Source organism: Klebsiella sp. JN_Kp122, from assembly GCF_040062085.1.
In the GTDB taxonomy this organism is placed as follows: Bacteria; Pseudomonadota; Gammaproteobacteria; order Enterobacterales; family Enterobacteriaceae; genus Klebsiella; species Klebsiella aerogenes.
The window spans coordinates 34,203-53,971 of record NZ_JBEAHW010000021.1; the positions used below are offsets into that span (position 1 = coordinate 34,203).

At 58.9% G+C, this 19,769-nt stretch carries 14 protein-coding genes; 11 read left to right on the plus strand and 3 right to left on the minus strand.

What is annotated here, in order from left to right; translation table 11 throughout:
- Positions 1–44 precede the first annotated feature (44 nt).
- The 11 genes from ABLU78_RS09985 (at position 45) to ABLU78_RS10035 (ending at position 10,499) form a co-directional block, all read left to right on the plus strand.
- On the plus strand, positions 45–677 hold the full coding sequence (locus ABLU78_RS09985; RefSeq protein WP_015704295.1) for a fumarylacetoacetate hydrolase family protein: 633 nt from the start codon (positions 45–47) through the stop codon (positions 675–677).
- The gene (locus ABLU78_RS09990; protein WP_009485356.1) at positions 674–1,438 is read left to right on the plus strand and encodes a fumarylacetoacetate hydrolase family protein; all 765 of its coding nucleotides are present in this window, start codon (positions 674–676) and stop codon (positions 1,436–1,438) included. Before ABLU78_RS09985 ends, ABLU78_RS09990 begins: the two co-directional genes overlap by 4 nt.
- On the plus strand, positions 1,435–2,901 hold the full coding sequence (gene hpaE, locus ABLU78_RS09995; RefSeq protein ID WP_009485357.1) for a 5-carboxymethyl-2-hydroxymuconate semialdehyde dehydrogenase: 1,467 nt from the start codon (positions 1,435–1,437) through the stop codon (positions 2,899–2,901). Before ABLU78_RS09990 ends, hpaE begins: the two co-directional genes overlap by 4 nt.
- A gap of 1 nt (position 2,902) precedes the next feature.
- Positions 2,903–3,760 carry a 3,4-dihydroxyphenylacetate 2,3-dioxygenase gene (gene hpaD / locus ABLU78_RS10000; RefSeq protein WP_009485358.1) on the plus strand — a complete coding sequence of 286 codons (858 nt, stop codon included), beginning with the start codon at positions 2,903–2,905 and terminating at the stop codon, positions 3,758–3,760.
- A 9-nt stretch (positions 3,761–3,769) separates the two neighbouring features.
- On the plus strand, positions 3,770–4,150 hold the full coding sequence (locus ABLU78_RS10005) for a 5-carboxymethyl-2-hydroxymuconate Delta-isomerase (RefSeq protein ID WP_015368431.1): 381 nt from the start codon (positions 3,770–3,772) through the stop codon (positions 4,148–4,150).
- 137 nt (positions 4,151–4,287) lie between these two features.
- Entirely contained in the window at positions 4,288–5,091 is an 804-nt protein-coding gene (gene hpaH / locus ABLU78_RS10010) for a 2-oxo-hept-4-ene-1,7-dioate hydratase (RefSeq protein WP_002887487.1), read from the plus strand.
- 10 nt (positions 5,092–5,101) lie between these two features.
- Positions 5,102–5,899: a 4-hydroxy-2-oxoheptanedioate aldolase gene (gene hpaI, locus ABLU78_RS10015; protein WP_015704294.1), complete on the plus strand. Its 798-nt coding sequence runs from the start codon at positions 5,102–5,104 to the stop codon at positions 5,897–5,899.
- A 21-nt stretch (positions 5,900–5,920) separates the two neighbouring features.
- Entirely contained in the window at positions 5,921–7,279 is a 1,359-nt protein-coding gene (gene hpaX / locus ABLU78_RS10020; RefSeq protein WP_002887477.1) for a 4-hydroxyphenylacetate permease, read from the plus strand.
- Between the two features lie 9 nt (positions 7,280–7,288).
- On the plus strand, positions 7,289–8,179 hold the full coding sequence (gene hpaA, locus ABLU78_RS10025) for a 4-hydroxyphenylacetate catabolism regulatory protein HpaA (protein WP_015368434.1): 891 nt from the start codon (positions 7,289–7,291) through the stop codon (positions 8,177–8,179).
- 225 nt (positions 8,180–8,404) lie between these two features.
- On the plus strand, positions 8,405–9,967 hold the full coding sequence (hpaB, locus tag ABLU78_RS10030) for a 4-hydroxyphenylacetate 3-monooxygenase, oxygenase component (RefSeq protein WP_002887473.1): 1,563 nt from the start codon (positions 8,405–8,407) through the stop codon (positions 9,965–9,967).
- Positions 9,968–9,986: 19 nt separating this feature from the next.
- On the plus strand, positions 9,987–10,499 hold the full coding sequence (locus ABLU78_RS10035; RefSeq protein ID WP_002887467.1) for a 4-hydroxyphenylacetate 3-monooxygenase reductase subunit: 513 nt from the start codon (positions 9,987–9,989) through the stop codon (positions 10,497–10,499).
- Positions 10,500–10,696: 197 nt separating this feature from the next.
- Here ABLU78_RS10035 and ABLU78_RS10040 read toward each other — a convergent pair whose 3' ends face one another.
- From ABLU78_RS10040 to ABLU78_RS10050, 3 genes are all read right to left on the minus strand, one after another.
- Positions 10,697–10,951 (minus strand): hypothetical protein, encoded by a 255-nt coding sequence (locus tag ABLU78_RS10040; RefSeq protein ID WP_020079701.1) that lies wholly within the window; start codon positions 10,949–10,951, stop codon positions 10,697–10,699.
- Positions 10,952–11,067: 116 nt separating this feature from the next.
- The gene (locus ABLU78_RS10045; RefSeq protein ID WP_226925599.1) at positions 11,068–11,364 is read right to left on the minus strand and encodes a hypothetical protein; all 297 of its coding nucleotides are present in this window, start codon (positions 11,362–11,364) and stop codon (positions 11,068–11,070) included.
- Positions 11,365–11,982: 618 nt separating this feature from the next.
- On the minus strand, positions 11,983–19,737 hold the full coding sequence (locus ABLU78_RS10050) for a hemagglutinin repeat-containing protein (protein WP_072060216.1): 7,755 nt from the start codon (positions 19,735–19,737) through the stop codon (positions 11,983–11,985).
- Positions 19,738–19,769: the final 32 nt, after the last annotated feature.

Here is a 19,769-nt window from a genome sequence, read left to right on the forward strand (position 1 = left end):
ATGAAATTCCTTCGAATCGATAATCAGTACCAGAGGAGTGGTGAATGAAAGGTACCATCTTCGCCGTTGCGCTCAATCATCGCAGCCAGCTCGACGCCTGGCGCGAAGCGTTTCAACAGGCCCCCTACAAGACGCCGCCGAAAACCGCGGTCTGGTTCATCAAACCCCGCAATACCGTGATTGGCGATGGCGAAGCCATTCCCCATCCGCAGGGCGAGACCGTACAAAGCGGCGCGACGGTGGCGCTGATTGTCGGCAAAACCGCGCGTAAAGTGGCGGCGGAAGAGGCGGCGCACTATATCGCCGGCTACGCGCTGGCTAACGACGTTAGCCTGCCGGAAGAGAGTTTTTATCGCCCGGCGATCAAGGCCAAATGCCGCGATGGCTTCTGCCCCATCGGCGCGCTGTCGGCGGTGCGCAACGTCGATAACCTGACCATCATCACCGAAATCAACGGCCGCGAGGCGGATAGCTGGCATACCGGCGATCTGCAGCGTAACGCCGCGCAGCTGCTGAGCGCCTTAAGCGAGTTCGCCACCCTCAATCCCGGCGACGCGATCCTTATCGGCACGCCCCACTCCCGCGTCACGCTGCGCCCCGGCGACCGCGTACGTATTCTCGCCGACGGTTTCCCGGCGCTCGAAAACCCGGTTGTCGCAGAAGGAGAGCTGGCATGAAACAGGCACGTATTGAATGGCAGGGACAGGTACGCGACGTGCTGGTCGATGAACGCGACCAGGTGCGCCTGCCCGATGGCACGGTATTGAAAGAAGGCGAATTCCGCTGGCTGCCGCCCGCCGACGGCACGCTGTTCGCGCTGGGGCTGAATTACGCCGACCACGCCAGCGAGCTGGAGTTTAAACCGCCAACCGAGCCTTTGGTATTCATCAAAGCGCCGAACACTTTTATTGGCCACCAGCAGCAGTCGGTACGCCCGGATAACGTCGAATACATGCACTACGAAGCCGAACTGGTGGTAGTGATCGGGAAAACCGCGCGCCGCGTCAGCGAAGCCGAGGCCATGGATTATGTCGCTGGCTATACCGTGTGCAACGACTACGCGATCCGCGACTATCTGGAAAACTACTACCGCCCGAACCTGCGGGTGAAAAGCCGCGATACCCTGACGCCGATTGGCCCGTGGATCGTCGCCAAAGAGGCGATCCCGGATCCGCATAATCTGGCCCTGCGTACCTGGGTCAACGGCGAACTGCGCCAGCAGGGCACCACCGCCGATCTGATCTTCAGCATCCCGTTCCTCATCGCTTATTTAAGCGAATTTATGACCCTGCAACCGGGCGACATGATCGCCACCGGCACGCCGAAAGGGCTATCCGATGTGGTGCCGGGCGACGAGGTGATCGTTGAAGTCGAGGGCGTGGGCCGCCTGGTCAACCATATCATCAGCCAGCAAGCGTATGAGGAGACACTGTCATGAAAAAGATTAACCATTGGATTAACGGTAAAAACGTTGCCGGCGCAGACTATTTTCATACCACCAACCCGGCCACCGGCGAGGTACTGGCTGAAGTCGCCTCCGGCGGCGAAGCCGAAATCAACCAGGCGGTAGCGGCGGCGAAAGAGGCCTTCCCGAAGTGGGCTAACCTGCCGATGAAAGAGCGCGCGCGCCTGATGCGCCGCCTGGGGGATCTGATCGATCAGAACGTCCCGGAGATCGCGGCGATGGAAACCGCCGATACCGGCCTGCCTATCCACCAGACCAAAAACGTGCTGATCCCGCGGGCGTCGCATAACTTCGAATTTTTCGCCGAAGTGTGCCAGCAGATGAACGGCAAGACCTATCCGGTCGATGACAAGATGCTCAACTACACCCTCGTGCAGCCGGTTGGCGTCTGCGCGCTGGTGTCGCCGTGGAACGTGCCGTTTATGACCGCCACCTGGAAGGTGGCGCCGTGCCTGGCGCTGGGGAATACCGCGGTGCTGAAAATGTCCGAGCTGTCGCCGCTGACCGCCGATCGTCTGGGCGAGCTGGCGCTGGAGGCCGGGATCCCGGCTGGCGTGCTCAACGTGGTGCAGGGCTATGGCGCCACCGCTGGCGACGCGCTGGTACGCCATCATGATGTGCGCGCCGTCTCCTTCACCGGCGGCACCGCCACCGGGCGCAACATCATGAAAAACGCCGGCCTGAAAAAGTACTCCATGGAGCTTGGCGGAAAATCGCCGGTGCTGATTTTTGAAGACGCCGATATCGAGCGCGCACTCGACGCCGCGCTGTTCACCATTTTCTCGATCAACGGCGAACGCTGCACCGCCGGTTCGCGCATTTTCATTCAGCAGAGTATTTATCCGGAGTTCGTCAAACGCTTCGCCGAGCGCGCCAACCGCCTGCGCGTGGGCGATCCGACCGATCCGAATACCCAGGTCGGCGCGCTGATTAGCAAGCAGCACTGGGAGAAAGTGTCCGGCTACATTCGCCTCGGCATTGAAGAGGGCGCCACCCTGCTGGCCGGCGGCGCGGATAAACCGTCCGACCTGCCGGCGCATCTGAAATCCGGCAACTTCCTGCGCCCGACGGTGCTGGCGGATGTCGACAACCGCATGCGCGTCGCCCAGGAAGAGATTTTTGGCCCGGTCGCCTGCCTGCTGCCGTTCAAAGACGAAGCGGAAGGGCTGCGTCTGGCCAACGATGTGGAATACGGTCTGGCGTCGTACATCTGGACCCAGGACGTCAGCAAAGTGCTGCGCCTGGCGCGCGGTATTGAAGCCGGGATGGTGTTCGTCAACACCCAGAACGTGCGCGACCTGCGCCAGCCGTTCGGCGGCGTGAAGGCCTCCGGCACCGGCCGCGAAGGCGGCGAATACAGCTTTGAAGTATTCGCCGAAATGAAAAACGTCTGCATCTCGATGGGCGACCATCCGATCCCGAAATGGGGAGTCTGATATGGGTAAGTTAGCGTTAGCAGCAAAAATCACTCACGTGCCGTCGATGTATCTGTCTGAGCTGCCGGGGAAAAACCACGGCTGCCGTCAGGGCGCGATCGACGGGCATAAAGAAATTGGCAAGCGCTGCCGTGAAATGGGCGTTGATACCATCATCGTGTTCGATACCCACTGGCTGGTCAACAGCGCCTACCACATCAACTGTGCCGACCATTTTCAGGGCGTCTACACCAGTAACGAACTGCCGCATTTTATTCGCGACATGACCTACGACTACGACGGCAACCCGGAGCTGGGCCACCTGATTGCCGACGAGGCCGTCAAGCTTGGCGTACGCGCCAAAGCGCACAATATTCCGAGCCTGAAGCTGGAGTACGGCACCCTGGTGCCGATGCGCTACATGAATAGCGATAAGCATTTCAAAGTGGTGTCCATTTCCGCCTTCTGTACCGTTCACGATTTTGCCGACAGCCGCAAGCTGGGCGAGGCCATCCTCAAGGCCATCGACAAATATGACGGCACCGTAGCGGTGCTGGCCAGCGGTTCGCTGTCGCATCGCTTTATCGACGACCAGCGCGCCGAAGAGGGGATGAACAGCTATACCCGCGAGTTTGATCATCAGATGGATGAGCGCGTGGTGAAGCTGTGGCGCGAGGGCAAATTCAAAGAGTTCTGCACCATGCTGCCGGAGTACGCCGACTACTGCTACGGCGAAGGCAACATGCACGACACGGTGATGCTGCTCGGCCTGCTGGGTTGGGATAAATACGACGGCAAGGTGGAGTTTATCACCGAGCTATTCGCCAGTTCCGGTACCGGCCAGGTTAACGCCGTGTTCCCGCTGCCGGCGCAGGCGTAAGGAGGCCGTATGCCGCATTTTATCGCCGAGTGTAGCGACAATATCCGCGAACAGGCCGATTTACCGGGGCTGTTCGCTAAAGTCAACGAGGCGCTGGCCGCCACCGGTATCTTTCCGATTGGCGGCATTCGTAGCCGCGCCCACTGGCTCGATACCTGGCAGATGGCCGACGGCAAGCATGATTACGCCTTCGTGCATATGACCCTGAAGATCGGCGCCGGGCGCAGCCTTGAGAGCCGTCAGGAGGTGGGCGAAATGCTTTTCGCGCTGATCAAAGCCCACTTTGCCGCGCTGATGGAGAGCCGCTATCTGGCGCTGTCGTTCGCCATGGAAGAACTCGACCCGACGCTGAACTACAAACAGAACAACGTGCACGCGTTATTTAAATAATACATCGAGGCTCAAGCAGGTAGCCCGGCCGAGCAACGCGACGCCGGGGTTTGCTCCGGGCCACCCCGGGGTCGGCGTAAACGCCTCGCCCGGGCTACTCGATTGTGCACATTTCCGGTAATGCCACAGGAATCTCTATGCTCGATAAACAGACCCGTACCCTGATTGCCCAGCGGCTGAACCAGGCCGAAAAGCAGCGTGAACAGATCCGCGCGATCTCGCTGGATTATCCGTCGATCACCATTGAGGACGCCTACGCCGTCCAGCGCGAGTGGGTCGAGATGAAGATCGCCGAAGGCCGCGTGCTCAAAGGCCACAAGATCGGCCTGACCTCTAAAGCGATGCAGGCCAGTTCGCAGATCAGCGAGCCGGACTACGGCGCGCTGCTCGACGATATGTTTTTCCACGACGGCAGCGATATTCCCACCGACCGCTTCATCGTGCCGCGTATCGAAGTCGAGCTGGCCTTCGTTCTGGCCAAACCGCTGCGCGGCCCGAACTGTACGCTGTTTGATGTCTACAACGCCACCGACTACGTTATCCCGGCGCTGGAGCTTATCGACGCGCGTTGCCACAACATCGACCCGGAAACCCAGCGTCCGCGCAAAGTGTTCGACACTATCTCCGATAACGCCGCCAACGCCGGGGTGATCCTCGGCGGCCGGCCGATTAAACCGGACGAGCTCGACCTGCGCTGGATCTCCGCCCTGCTGTATCGCAACGGCGTGATTGAAGAGACCGGCGTCGCCGCGGGCGTGCTTAATCATCCGGCCAACGGCGTGGCCTGGCTGGCCAACAAACTGGCGCCATACGATGTCCAGCTCGAAGCCGGGCAGATTATCCTCGGCGGCTCCTTCACCCGCCCGGTCCCGGCGCGCAAGGGCGATACCTTCCACGTCGACTACGGCAACATGGGCGCCATCAGCTGCCGCTTTGTTTGAGGAGAGCAACATGAACAACGCATTTAAAGAGGCGCTCAAGGCCGGGCGTCCGCAAATCGGCCTGTGGCTGGGGCTGACCAGCAGCTACAGCGCCGAACTGCTGGCCGGCGCGGGCTTCGACTGGCTGCTGATCGACGGCGAACACGCGCCCAACAATGTACAAACGGTGCTGACCCAGCTTCAGGCCATTGCGCCCTACCCCAGCCAGCCGGTGGTGCGTCCGTCGTGGAACGATCCGGTACAAATTAAACAACTGCTGGACGTCGGCGCACAGACCCTGCTGGTGCCGATGGTGCAGAACGCCGAAGAAGCGCGGCTGGCGGTCAGAGCCACCCGCTACCCGCCAGCCGGCATCCGCGGCGTCGGTAGCGCGCTGGCCCGCGCCTCGCGCTGGAATCGCGTCCCGGATTATATCCACCGGGCCAATGACGCCATGTGCGTACTGGTGCAGATTGAGACCCGCGAAGCGCTGAAAAATCTGCCGCAGATCCTCGATGTCGAAGGGGTGGATGGCGTGTTTATCGGCCCGGCGGATCTCAGCGCTGATATGGGCCACGGCGGCAACCCACAACACCCGGAAGTGCAGGCCGCCATTGAAGATGCCATCCAGCAAATCCGCCAGGCCGGAAAGGCGCCGGGGATCCTGATGGCCAATGAACAGCTGGCGAAACGCTATCTCGAACTGGGCGCGCTGTTCGTCGCCGTCGGCGTCGATACCACCCTGCTGGCCCGCGGCGCAGAAGCGCTGGCGGCCCGTTTTACCCACACCGCAACCACCACAACCGATAACAATAAATCCGTCTATTGAACGGATAATGTGGAGCGCAACATGACTACCTCTACCCTGCAACACAATGATAATAAAGCCGTTGAAGTAGAAAACCGGGTGATCAAAAAGCTGTTCCGCCGTCTGATCACCTTCCTGTTTGTTCTCTTTGTTTTCTCATTTTTGGATCGCATTAATATCGGCTTCGCCGGCCTGACGATGGGTAAAGATCTTGGCCTGACCTCCACCATGTTCGGCCTGGCGGCGACGCTGTTCTACGTCACCTACGTGCTGTGCGGGATCCCCAGCAATATCATGCTGGCGAAAGTTGGCGCGCGCCGCTGGATCGCCGGGATCATGGTGGTCTGGGGGATCGCCTCGACCTGCACCATGTTCGCCACCAGCCCGCATACGCTGTACATCCTGCGCATGCTGGTCGGCATCGCCGAAGCCGGTTTTCTGCCGGGGATCCTCGTCTATCTGACCTGGTGGTTCCCGGCCTATCATCGCGCCCGCGCCAACGCCCTGTTTATGATCGCCATGCCGGTGACCATGATGCTCGGCTCGATACTTTCCGGCTATATCCTGGCGCTCGACGGCCTGTGGAACCTGAAGGGCTGGCAGTGGCTGTTTCTGCTGGAAGGCCTGCCGTCGGTGGTGCTCGGCGTCGTCACCTGGTTCTTCCTCAACGACACGCCGGATAAAGCCAACTGGCTGGATAACGAAGAGAAACAGGCGCTGAAGGCGATGATCGATCGCGAGCGGGAACATGCGGCGATCGTCCCGGCTTCGCCGCGTTCCACGCTGCGCGAAGTACTGACGCCAGCGGTGCTGATGTATACCCTCGCCTACTTCTGCCTGACCAATACCCTCAGCGCTATTAATATCTGGACGCCGCAGATCCTGCAGAGCTTCAACACCGGCAGTAGCAACATCATGATTGGCCTGCTGGCGGCGATCCCGCAGTTCTGCACCATTTTCGGCATGATCTGGTGGAGCCGCCGCTCCGACCGGCGCAAAGAGCGCAAGATGCATACCATCCTGCCCTACCTGTTCGCCGCGGCGGGTTGGCTGCTGGCTTCGGCAACGCACCACAGCCTGATCCAACTGATCGGCATTATTATGGCTTCGGTGGGATCCTTTACCGCGATGGCCATTTTCTGGACCACCCCGGATCGGGTGATCAGCCTGCAATCGCGCGCGGTGGCGCTGGCGGTGATCAACGCCATCGGCAACGTCGGCTCTGCCGTCAGCCCGCTGTTGATCGGCATTTTGCGCGATACCACCGGCAGCTTTAGCTCCGGGCTGTGGTTTGTCGCCGGGCTGCTGATCGTCGGCGCGCTGGTGCTCACCCGCATTCCGATGAGCCAGCGCGAGGACGCCGCCGCCGCGCCGGGCTTAGCGGCGCAAAAAGGCCACTAAGGAGCGGGTATGTGCCAGCATTCAATCGCCAACATCGACATCAATAAAGATTACGACGAGAGTCTGGGCACCGAAGAGGTGCACTATCAGTCGTTTGCCCGCATGGCGGCCTTTTTTGGCCGCGACATGCAGGCGCATCGCCACGACCGCTATTTTCAGATGCACTTTCTTGATACCGGACAGATTGAGCTGCAGCTTGATGACCACCGCTATTCGGTGCAGGCGCCGCTGTTTGTGATAACACCGCCCTCGGTACCGCACGCCTTTATTACCGAGTCCGATAGCGATGGTCACGTGTTGACGGTGCACGAAGAACTCATCTGGCCGCTGCTGGAGGTGCTTTATCCCGGCACGCGGGAGACCTTCGGTCTGCCGGGGATCTGCCTGTCGCTGGCGGATAAACCCGACGAGCTGGCGGCGCTGGCGCACTACTGGCAGCTGATTCGCCGTGAATCCACCGCTCAGCTGCCGGGGCGCGAGCATACCCTGGCGCTGCTGGCGCAGGCGGTATTTACCCTGCTGCTGCGCAACGCCAGGCTCGACGATCATGCCGCCAGCGGCATGCGCGGCGAGCTGAAATTATTCCAGCGCTTTAACCAGATGATCGACAGCCACTTCCATCAACACTGGACGGTACCGGATTACGCCAGCGAGCTGCATCTGACCGAATCGCGGTTGACCGATATCTGCCGCCGCTTCGCCAACCGCCCGCCGAAGCGGCTGATATTCGACCGCCAGCTACGCGAGGCGAAGCGGCTGCTGCTGTTTTCCGATAGCGCGGTCAATGAGATAGCCTGGCAGCTGGGGTTTAAAGATCCCGCTTATTTTGCGCGCTTTTTTAGCCGCCAGGTCGGCTGCTCGCCAAGCAGTTACCGGGCGCAAAAAGTACCGGTGTCTTAATACCCCGGCGGCGCGGCGCTTGCCGGGGCTACAGACCGTAGGGCGAGTCAGCGCCGCGCCGCCCGCCAAAAGCTGCAGAGATCACAAAATTCACTCCCGCCTGAAAAGTACCCGCCGTTGTCGCAAACGTCCCTTCACGACAAGCGCAATAACCGCTTCAATTAAACAACAAAAACAAAACATATATTTAACATTATTATTCCGATAAATACTGAAGAGGCCCCTATGAAACCTGAAGATTTCCGCGCCGACGCGAAACGCCCGTTAACTGGCGAAGAGTATTTAAAAAGCCTGCAGGATGGCCGCGAAATTTATATCTACGGCGAGCGCGTGAAGGATGTCACCACGCATCCGGCCTTCCGTAATGCCGCGGCTTCCGTCGCTCAGCTGTACGATGCGCTGCACAAACCGGAGATGCAGGATTCCCTGTGCTGGGGCACCGATACCGGTAGCGGCGGCTACACCCATAAATTCTTCCGCGTGGCGAAAAGCGCCGACGATCTGCGCCAGCAGCGCGACGCCATCGCCGAATGGTCGCGCTTAAGCTACGGCTGGATGGGCCGCACCCCGGACTACAAAGCCGCTTTCGGCTGCGCGCTGGGCGCCAACCCGGCGTTTTACGGCCAGTTCGAGCAGAACGCCCGCAACTGGTACACCCGCATTCAGGAAACCGGCCTGTACTTTAACCACGCTATCGTCAACCCGCCGATCGACCGCCACAAGCCGGCTGATGAAGTGAAGGATGTCTACATCAAGCTGGAAAAAGAGACCGATGCCGGGATCATCGTCAGCGGCGCGAAAGTGGTCGCCACCAACTCGGCGCTGACCCACTACAACATGATCGGCTTCGGCTCCGCACAGGTGATGGGCGAGAACCCGGACTTCGCGCTGATGTTCGTCGCGCCGATGGATGCCGAAGGCGTCAAGCTTATCTCCCGCGCCTCCTATGAGATGGTCGCCGGCGCGACCGGATCGCCGTACGACTATCCGCTTTCCAGCCGTTTCGACGAGAACGACGCGATTCTGGTAATGGATAAGGTGCTGATCCCATGGGAGAACGTACTGATTTATCGCGACTTTGACCGCTGCCGCCGCTGGACCATGGAAGGTGGTTTCGCCCGCATGTACCCGCTGCAGGCCTGCGTGCGCCTGGCGGTGAAACTCGACTTTATCACCGCCCTGCTGAAGCGTTCTCTGGAATGTACCGGCACCCTCGAATTCCGCGGCGTACAGGCCGACCTTGGCGAAGTGGTGGCGTGGCGCAACATGTTCTGGGCGTTAAGCGATTCCATGTGCTCGGAAGCGACGCCGTGGGTCAACGGCGCATGGCTGCCGGATCACGCCGCGCTGCAGACCTATCGCGTGATGGCGCCGATGGCCTACGCCAAGATCAAGAACATCATCGAGCGTAACGTCACCAGCGGCCTGATTTATCTGCCGTCCAGCGCCCGCGATCTGAACAACCCGCAGATCGATCAGTATCTGGCGAAGTACGTGCGCGGCTCCAACGGTATGGATCACGTTGAACGTATCAAGATCCTCAAACTGATGTGGGACGCCATCGGCAGCGAATTCGGCGGCCGCCATGAACTGTATGAGATCAACTACTCCGGTAGTCAGGATGAAATTCGCCTGCAGTGTCTGCGCCAGGCGCAGAGCTCCGGCAATATGGACAAAATGATGGCGATGGTCGACCGCTGCCTGTCCGAGTACGACCAGAACGGCTGGACGGTGCCGCATCTGCACAATAACGCTGATATCAACATGTTGGATAAGCTGCTGAAGTAATTCACAGCGGGAGGTCATAATGCAATTAGATGAACAACGCCTGCGTTTTCGCGATGCCATGGCCAGCCTGTCGGCTGCGGTTAACGTTGTCACCACCGCAGGTGAAGCCGGCCGCTGCGGCATTACCGCCACGGCGGTTTGCTCGGTGACGGATACGCCGCCATCGGTGATGGTTTGTATCAACGCCAACAGCGCGATGAACCCGGTATTTCAGGGCAACGGCAAGTTGTGCATCAACGTGCTGAACCACGAGCAGGAAATCATGGCCCGCCACTTCGCCGGGATGACCGGGGTGACGATGGAAGAGCGGTTTGCCCTCAGCGGCTGGCAGCAGGGCGCGCTCGGACAGCCGGTGCTGAAGGGGTCGCTGGCCAGCCTCGAAGGCGAGATTAGCCAGGTGCAAACCATTGGTACCCACCTGGTGTATCTGGTGGAGATCCGCAATATTACCCTGAGCCCGCAAGGGCACGGCCTGATTTACTTTAAACGCCGTTTCCACCCGGTGATGATGGAAATGGAAGTCGCGGTGTAATGGCCTCACCTGCCTCTCCCCGGATAACGGGGAGGGGCAATACAGATTCGCGTTAGCGTTCCTGCTGGGCAAACTGTGTCAGCGCCGCGCCGCCTGCACGTTCAGCTTGCCCTGCGTCACCGCCGGCTGGTTCTGCTCTTTCTCCTTGTCACATAGCGGACTCATAATATTATGAACAAACTTCTTCTGAACGTGAACTAGAATCCTTCAACCTTAAAAAGGCGCGAAAGAATAATTCCGATACCTAGTACCCCTCCTCCCACACTCCCGATTTTTATGCCTTGTAGGATATCATTCCATGACAATTGAAATTCATCACCCAGAATCCATAGCACTGTAACAAAAAAAATTTTTGCCAATAGCCCAGTAATAATTACAGAGAACATACAGACAAAAAATATGCAAAAACTAGCGATCATTTTTCTTTTTAAAAGAAAGATTGAACTACTCATTTCTTAACCTTATTGATAATTTCTTGAGTTTCAACACTGCCGTATTCTGTGCGAAAGGAACCAGTTATGTTTCCTGTTGCTCCAGGAATTTTACTTGGCGATATTTCTTTCGATATTCAAATCAGCCCTTTTATTTCCGTATGTTTTAATCTAACGGGATCAAATTTGGGGTCCCATCCACCAGTTATCCATTTACCGATTGTATTTGCAGTAGGCTTCACTACATAATGACCAACCCCATATCCTAATCCAGAGCCAACACTACTTGTTATAGCCCCAACCATGGGGTCATCTCCTTTAATATAACTTGATGCCGCTCCACCTGCCGTATTCCATCCCACAGTTCCCAACCAACCAGTTTTTGAGGTTGCAGCTCCAACCCAAGTCGCTATCAACGCATCTGTGTAATTCACTTCACGAGTCGTGGCATATTGTATTGCAGTATTGGCTCCGCCACCGATGGCAGCTGTTACCAGAGCCCCCCTTTGGCAATATATCTAACCCAACAGTACCTGCCAGATGGGCTGATACTACTGCATTCCCTTTTGCCACATCTTCAGCAAGTTTTCCTTTACAGTCTGTATCGCAGTCTGGCGTCTGGCTGTGAATGATTTCCGCCACATACGGGCTCACTGCGCCACTCGCCGCCTGCCAGACCCTGCATCGCCGCCGTTACCGCCTGCGCCACCTTCTGGTACTTTCCGCCCGTATCGTAGTCCGCCGTCGCCGTCCGGCTCACCTGCGCTCTGATTTGCTCCTCGCTCGGGCTGGCATTCCCTCCCGCTACCTATTACGATTTTTCTTGTAGCCCTGGTAATAAATCCACCAACAACCAGTAGCTATCAACGCCCCTGTGAAACATGCAGCTTTTGTATACTTCCATGTATCACTCCAAATCAGCTCAAATGGGATGTGGTAAACCAATAAGAGGTAACCTCTAATGAGCACGTATATAATTAAAAACAATACGATCATTGCTACATTGCAAGCAAAAAATAGATAGAAAAAAATAAAGAACCAAGATTTTCTATTCATTTTTGGTTCCCTTTTTGTAATTTCACACCTGTTTTACCCGCTTGATCATTGAGGATCTCTGTCACCGCACTACCCGCGGCATTACCAGCAATACCTGGTACTGGATTAATCGGCAACGGTTTGGATATTCCCATCCCGACATCTGTCCAGATCCAGTCTTTCCATGGCTTCATTGGATTAAGGACTTTATCAAACGGCAATTCAACCAGTTTACCTGCACCATAGCCCATCCCAGAGGCCAAACCATTAATTAAGCCACCTGTAAAAGGATTATCCCCTTTCAGATAGCTGGATGTTGCACCACCTGCCGCGTTCCAGCTCATTGTTCCCTTTAATCCTGTATTTCTGGTAAAAGCTCCAACATACGTCGCAATGAGCACGTCCGTTGGATTAACTTCTCCATTAATAAGATACTGAATTCCCGCATTTGCCGTTCCGCCTATCGCGCCAGTAATCTGCATTCCTCCCGGCAGATAGATTAGCCCCGCTGAAGCCAACGCACCTGCATAAGCTTTATTCTCAGCAATTCCTCGCTGGCAGGCTTCACCAGACGGGTTATCTGCACATGAGAGAACATCTGCGCCATGCTCTCTGGCTCTCTCACCCTGGCTCCATTCGTTCCCACCCATCAGGTTATTTTCCACCGCGTTCTTCCCGGCCTGCGCACCCGCCACCGCATCCGCGCTGCTGCCTCCGCTAAGCCCCCCCATCAGTCCCGCCGCCAGCGTGCTCAGCGCGCTTATCGTCGACTTCTGCTCATCCGACAGCTCTTCTGTCTTAACACCCGGATAATATTCCGCCGCTATCCAGCGCCCCAGCAGCTCGCCGCTCACCGCGCCTGCCGCTCCCGCCAGCGCGCTGTTATTTCCCGATGCCGCCGCTATCGCTCCCCACACCGCATGCGCCATCGCATTGGCTTCCACATTCACCTTACCCGTCGCGCTGTCCGTCGTCTGGCTGTGAATGATTTCCGCCACATACGGACTCACTGCGCCACTCGCCGCCTGCGCCAGGTTGCCACCCGCCAGACCCTGCATCGCCGCCGTTACCGCCTGCGCCACCTTCTGGTACTTTCCGCCCGTATCGTAGTCCGCCGTCGCCGTCCGGCTCACCTGCGCGCTGATTTGCTCCTCGCTCGGGCTGGCATTCCCTCCCGCTACCAGCTTCGCCCGCGCCGCTGCCCGCGCCGCCGGGTCGCTCTGCGCCGCCTGCGCGTTCAGCTTGCCCTGCGTCACCAGCACATCACTCACCTGGCGCCCGATTTCACCTATCTTCTGCGCCGTCGCCAGCCGGTTCTGCTCTTTCTCCTTATCAAATATCGGACTCAGCGTCTGGTTCGCATGCGCCGCATCCCGGCTTAACCCCGTCACGTCCTGCTGCTGATTCGCGCCGTCGCGGATAACGATACTGCCCTCGCTCACCGCCGCCCGCGTCAGCGAACTGTCGCTGCCGCTGCCGTTCGCCCCCATCAGCAGGCCGCTGGCCGCATTCCCGAGGAACTGCCCCGCCACGCTACCGCTCGTGCTCACCCCCGCGCTCTGCTGCTCCACGCTGTACTCGGCATAGTTTTTAATATCCCGGAAACCCAGCGTCCCGGTATCCAGCCGGTTCAGCTCCGCCGCCGCCGTGCTCGCCAGCACGCTGCCATTCAGCTGCGTATGCCCGCCCACCTTCACATCAAAACCACCCTCGCCGGCAAAAATCCCCGTCTGCGCCTCCACCGACGCCCAGGTGCTGTGCATTTTGCTCTGGCTCAGGTTAAGAGAACCCGAACCACCGCCCATGCTGCCGCTCGCCCCCACGCTGCCGCTACGCTGCTTCGAATCGTAGTTATCGCTGTCCTGCTCGCTGCTCAGCGTCAGGTTACGCCCGACGTCCATTGTCACCTGATGGCCACTCACCTGCGCCCCGGTCAGCGTCGTATCGCGACCGCTGACAATAGTCACCCGCTCCCCGGCGCTGAAGGTCGTTTCGTTATGCGTCAGGCTGTTGCCCTTCTCGTGGCCCTTCGCGGCGTTGGCGCTGGCGCTGACCGTCAGCCCGTTCGCGCCCTGCCCGAAGTTAATACCGACGCCAAACGAACTTCCATGGCTCTCGTTTTTACCGCTCAGGGTGCTGGCGTTCTCCGCAGAGAATAAATTCACATCGCGCGCGGCATTGAGCAACGCGCTGCCGCCGGCCTGCAGCTGGCTGCCCTCAACGTTGATATCCGTCTCCGTGGCGATAATGCTGAGATTGTTGCCGGCCATCAGGCTGCTGCCGCGGCTGGTGTTCTGCGTTTGTCGCTGAGTGGATTTCGAGGACTGGCTACCCCAGGAAAGGTTGATCCCTATCATGCTCTCCGGACTGGAATCCGCAGTCTGCATCTGCGATGCCTGATACGCCTGTACGCCCGATAATGCCGACTGCAGCCCGCTCAGCGCGGCGAGACGGCCATTGCTCTCGGTGCTGGCCTGGTTGGCGCTAGAAACCGCGGTATTAAGGGCGCTGCCCACCATCCCGGATAACGCCAGCGTCAGGCCGCTGGTTTTCTGCTCCACGGTATGGGTCTGGGTGCTCTGGTTTTCCGCTGCCAGAATATTTACGGTTTTACCGGTCAAGGCCATATTGTTGCCGGCCACCAGGTCAGATCCCTGAACCGTCAATACATTACCGGCGCTCAGGCTCAAGTTGCCCTGTGAGCTTCCGACGGTACTGGCGGCGCTACTCAACGCCGTCGTTACGTCGGTGGCTTTCAGCGACGAACTGCCGACGCTGAAGCCGACACCGCCGGTGCCGGAAAAGCCGCTATGTTTCTCTTTACGTAGATGGTTTTCCTGGCGACTCTCCTCGGCGGTGGTGATGGTCAGGTTACGCCCCGCCACAAGGTTGACGTCCTGGGTGCCGGCAACACTGCTGCCGGACACCAGCAGGTCGCGCCCGGCCTGCATCACAATACTGTCACCGCTAAAATTGCTGCCGATGGCGTTCTGCGCCCACACTTCATCGTGAGTGGTGAGCGAGCGGCGAGCCAGCAGGCCGCTGCTGCTTTGATGGCTGTTTTCCGTCAGGTGCCATGAGGACTCGCCGCTGCTGAGGTTAATATCATTGCCGGCGGCAACCGTCAGGCTGCTGGTCGCCGTCACGCTGGCGGCGCGGGCATTCATATCGTGGCCGGCGGACAGCGCCACCGCGCCGCCGTTAATTTGCGTGCCGATATCGCTACGCTGGGTCAAGGAACGATCGTTGCCTTTCTCCCAGCTTCCGCTTTCGCTATGGGTGGTGGCGAGCGTCTGCAGGTTGAGATCGTTGCCGGCGATAATCTGCGTCTGGCTGCCCGCCGCGCTGTTACTCACCATGCTTGCCGTCAGATTAATGTTATGTAACGCCTGCAGCCCCAGTTGGCCGTTTTCATTCTGGACATAAATCCCCGCGGGCCGATCGAGGCTGATGTTACCCGGGCCGCCGCCGAGGGTGCTGGCGCTGTTGATATCACGCCCGGCTTGCGCGATCAGGCTATCGCCGCCCTGCAGCGTTCCGCCAATATTGTTGATATCAGTACGCGCGTTTAGCGTGAGCTGGTTGCCGCCGATATAGCCGCTGTTATGAATGTTTTCCGCGGTTAGCTGCGTCACGCCGCGGCTTTGGATGTGCCCGCTGTTGGTCACATCACGGCTCACGCTGAACGCCACGTTTTCACCGCCGAGCAACGCGCCGCTGCCATCGAGATCGCCCGCTTTAACCCGCGCGTAAACCTGCGGCACCAGCACCTGCTGCACGGAGCCATCCGTTAGCGTGACCTCTCTGGCGACCAGCCAGACCATATCGCTGGTCAGCAGCGCCATCTGCGCTGGCGTCAGCGCCACCCCGACCGTCAGGTTGTACTGTTTGGCGAAGGCGACGCCCGCGTCCATCAGCGCCCGGTACTGCTCTTCATCGTTACTGTAGCCCTGCAGGTAGCGCCCGCCGCTCAGCTTAACGATCTGCTCACGCACCAGCCGCTGTTCGTAATAGCCGTCGCCAAGCCGCTTCATCGCCTGATCAACGCCCAGCTGATTTTGCATGTAGTCGCTGGCGAGCCACGCTTTACCGTTGGTAAAACGCGGATCGGTTTCCACCAGATAGCCTGCTTTAGCCTGCGGGTCGATCTGATACAGACTGCTGACAGGAAGCCGGGTATCCGGCGTGACGACGCGAATAACCGTTCCGTCAGCGTTAACCGGCGTCACTTCCACCAGTCGTCCGGCGGGTATTTCGCCTGTTTCATCGGCGCGATCGCGCGGATTAATCACACCGCTATGGCCATCAATTTGGGTATTGCCCTGCCACTTCATGGTTTGCAAATCGATGGTCTGAACCGTCGGCGTCGGTTCATATTCGCTGCTTTTTTTCCCCTGGCTGGTTTTGGTGCCGCCAAACGGGCGGCTGGTCTTTTTCTCATACCAACGGGTCTGGGTGCCGACGTCGGTGGTCACCCGTTTGCCGGTCGTGGCGACGTTGTTTAGTTCGCCAATCACGCCACCGAGCGCTCCTCCGGCGATAATCTGGCTATCGTAGTTATTCAGCTTATCGCTGTTGATGATGAGCTGGCCGCCGGAGAGGATTTTGCCAGGATCGCTTTCCACCACCTGCGTTTCCACAACGGTACGCTGGTACTGGTATTCATAGAACTCATCGCCGCGGCTTCCGTCCGGCATGATGGCGTCGTGAACGCCGTATTTGTTTTTATAGCTGGTATCGACCAGCGACCAGTCGAAGCGCTGTACCGATCCTTTCAGCGCCGCTTCATGGCGCCATGACTGCTCGACCATCACATCTTTCGTCACCAGATGGTCGTTGTAGTTATTGATTTGTTGGATATCGAGCGCCATATCACCGGCGGACTCAAGCGTTGCGCTGTGGTTATTAAACACTCCCGCCCGGCCGCTGAGCGAACCGTCTTCGGCAAGCTGGCCGCCAATGGCGAGCGTACCGTCGCTGTAGATTAGCGCGTGATCCTGGTTATTGAGCGTGCCGACGCCCATTGCCAGCGATGCCCGTGCGGCAATCGTCGCCGCCACGCCGTTCTCCGCGGCGTTAGTCAGCGTTGCCGCCTGCAGCGCGATGGCGTCGCCGTACAGGCGCCCGCTGCCGATATTGGTTAACGTCGTGGCGACAATATGGGTTAAACCACCGTCAATCAGCCCCCGGTTGACCAACTCGCCGCTGACCGTCAAATGGTTCTCGCCAGCGCTGATTTCACCTTCCTGACGGTTATCCAGCTTTGCCGCATAGAGATTGAGCGCCCGGCCGGCGCTGATAACCCCCTGATTAATCAGCCCCAGTCCGGAGAGATTCCACTGCAGGTTGCCGTTGGCGATGATCCTCCCGGCGTTATGAAACGCCTGACGCAACGTGAGCGACATATCGCCCTGAGAGAGCACCTCGCCATCGCCGCTGAGGGAATCGGCATCGAGGCTAAGTTTGCTCGCGGCAAGTAACGTCCCGCCCGTATTAGCCAGCGCCAGGTTGACGCCTGCTATTTCCAGAGCGGCGGCGGAGACGATCTGCCCCTGCCGGTTATCCAGCCCCCGGTTGTGAATGGTGATATTGAGATTACCGCCGGACTGCAGTTCTCCCTGCCGGTTATCAACGGTGGCGCTCTGAATACCCAGGGCATCAAAGGCGGTAATTGTGCCCTGCTGGTTATCCAGTAAACCGCTCGTCGTCAGGTTGACGCTGCCCCGCTGCGCCGTGCCTATCTGCCCGTGACGATTAGTAAGATTTTCAGCCTGGAGTTGGATATCGCCGCTGGCGATGATATTCCCCTGCGAGTTATCCACCCCATGGCGCGCAGTGAGCTGAATGTCGCCCTGCGCCGCAATCACTTGCCCCTGCTGGTTCCGAAGGCTGGCCACTTGTAGAGAAAGGCTGCCGCCAGCAACGATATTCCCTTGCGAATTTTCCAGCTCATGACGCGTAGTGAGCTGAGCATTGCCCTGCGTCGTGCTGATTTTACCGCTGCGATTATTAATGTTATCGGAGTGCAAAACGATATTGCCGTTAGCGGCAATAGTGCCTTCGCCATTGTCCAGCGCGCCTTCGCTGGTAATAGACATGCCGCCGCTGCCGGTATGCAGCAGCGTTCCGTTTTGATTGAGCAACTGGCTGGTGCTGAGCGTCAAAGCATGGCTGTTGCTGGCGATCTCACCGCCGCGGTTATCCAACCCCGCGCGAAAATCAAGGCGTAGATCGTCCTCGCCCGTCTGCTGGATTACGCCCTGTTGGTTATCCAGCGCCATTGCTTTCAGCTCAAGCTGGCTGGCCGTCAACAGGCCACTGTGGTTGTTGAGTTTGCCGCTGGCGGCCAACTGCAGTTTTTCGCTGGCCGCCACCACCGCATCTCGGGTGGTGATATCGCCGGACGCGGCGCTGACCACGATCCGCGCCCCCGAGGTTCGACTGTTATCAAGATCCACCGTCCTGCCCTGGGCCGTCAGCGTTCCTGCCGCCATATTGCGGCCATTCAGCGCCAGCGAGCTCTGGCTATTCAGCGTCAGCGCGCCGCTGCTGGCGGTAGAACCATCGCTATTTAATCCGGCGGCGAGCGTACTGTTTTGCGCGCTACGCAAAGCGTTGGCGGCAATCCGCGTATCGCCTTGCGCGGCGATCATGCCGTCATTGGTTAGCGTCGCGCTGGCCGTCACCACGCTATCTTTTCCGGCGTACAGCTGGCCCTGGTTGTGAAGATCGCCCTTAACGGACAGTTGCAGATTCTGCGCGGACTGAATCACGCCGCTGTTGCTGAGCGAGCCATCAGCGCTGATTGCTACGTCCCCCGCCGCCGCGCCGATATTGCCGGCATTGTGAACGCCTACGCCGCGCTCGGTACCGACAAGACGAATTTTATGGGCGTACATCCCGCCCAGGGCGCTGACGTCTATCGCCACCGCTGGCGGCGCACTGCCGTCGGCTGATTTTGCCGTCGTTCGGGTGTGCGCCGCATCGATCTGATTACGCCCTGCGGTGACCTTTAGCTCCTGCGCCCAAACCCCGGCGTTGATTTTCACCGCGCGGGCGAGCAGGTCGGTACTGTCTACCGAGCTCGCATCAAGGCCGCCGCCCTGTACGATAATTTCGCCGCGATTGACATCATAACCACTAATCTGCCCGTTACCGTACTGCACCTGGCCTGTCGTCAGTGTCGCGCGGTTAGCATTGATGAACCCGCAGCCATCGCAGCTAATTCCGGCAGGGTTAGCGATAACCACCTGCGCTTTTTGTCCGGCAACCTCGATATAGCCATTCAGCCGGCTCGGATCGCGGGTATTCACCTCGTTGAGGATCACTCTGGCTTCCCCTTTCGCCAGATTCGGGTTGCCGGCGACCATCCCGGCCAGTTGGGTTGAAGTGTTAGCGTGGCTGTTATTCAGCACCACGCCGCGCCCATCGACATCAAACTGGCTGTAGACGTTGCGTGAAACGCCTGCGCCGCTCGGTGTCTGAATATTGACCTGCGGCGTGCCATTGGCGCTATTGGCGATCTGCGGTTGCTGGCCGCCGGGCGCATGGTTATCGGCGACAATCGCTGCCTGAGCCGGAGTGAGACAGGAAAAAGCGAGCAGAAAGCTAAAGGCCAGCGGCGCCAGGGTGGACGCCAGCGTCGACCCGGTTCGCGCGTCGGCGCCGGATTGCGGCGACACGCCCGCCCGATGAGAGCGGGTCGTTTCCGCCACCACCATCAGCATCCCGCGAGCCTTATTAAATACGATTCGATAAAAGCGTTTATTCATTGCCGTTACTCGTCATCCGTTGTCCACCGCGG